General features: G+C 64.3%; 1 protein-coding gene. It reads right to left on the reverse strand.

From position 1 onward, the window contains the following. Positions 1-47: 47 nt before the first annotated feature. Positions 48-803: DUF3363 domain-containing protein (locus HX005_RS19575; RefSeq protein ID WP_223542817.1), on the reverse strand; the 756-nt coding region annotated here is incomplete at its 5' end.

Genomic DNA, 803 nt, shown 5'->3' on the forward strand with positions numbered 1-803 from the left:
ACATTTTATCCGATTATCTTTTGCTTCGCAATGCGGCATGGGCGCACTCAGCGTTCCAGCCCCCTCTGCCGCCCTAACTGCCACGACACCGACCCGCCCTGCACGATGCCCATAACCTCGCGGCCGAGTTGGCGGTCGATGATCGGCCGCCACGGGACAAGGGTGAACTCATGGGATTTCTCGACCACGGCGAACTTGCCGCTCGATAGATGCACGGTTCCGGTAAACTTGCCGCTGACGCTCTCGCCGTCCGTGGCGGCGCGGAACGGCAGGCCCTTACTCAAAGCCATATCCGATCCGACGCCGGCTACCTCGCGCTCCCGCAGGATGGCGAGAAGGTTGCGCCGGTAGAAGACGCGGCTGTCCCGGCTGCGGGTGGCGTCGCCCTGTTCGATATGGTGCTCGCGGCGCTGGTCCATGGCTTCGCGGACTTGTTGCCCGAAGCCGGTTGGCGCAAGGTCGGCCGTCTCGCCGTGGATCAGCCGCCGGTCCAGCCAGGTCGCGCCGTCCGATCCGATCTGTTTGTTCAGATCGACCGGGGAAAGGACGCGAACGCTGGCCTGACTGTCTCGGCCGGCGTCATGGGCGGCGGCACGGCTGACCAGATCATCGGGGATGCGCCATTGGTCGGCGTCGATCCGCTCGACGATACCGGCCCGGCGTAGCGCCTCCAGCCGGCGCACATGGGCATCGACATAGCCCTCATAGTCGCCGCCTGGAACGCGGCACGTATAGGAAGAATAAACGCCCTTTTCACCCAAGTCCAACAGCTTTGGACCGCAGTTGACTCTTTCGACACCCCT

The organism is Acinetobacter sp. R933-2, from assembly GCF_030325485.1.
Classification (GTDB): domain Bacteria; phylum Pseudomonadota; class Gammaproteobacteria; order Pseudomonadales; family Moraxellaceae; genus Acinetobacter; species Acinetobacter sichuanensis.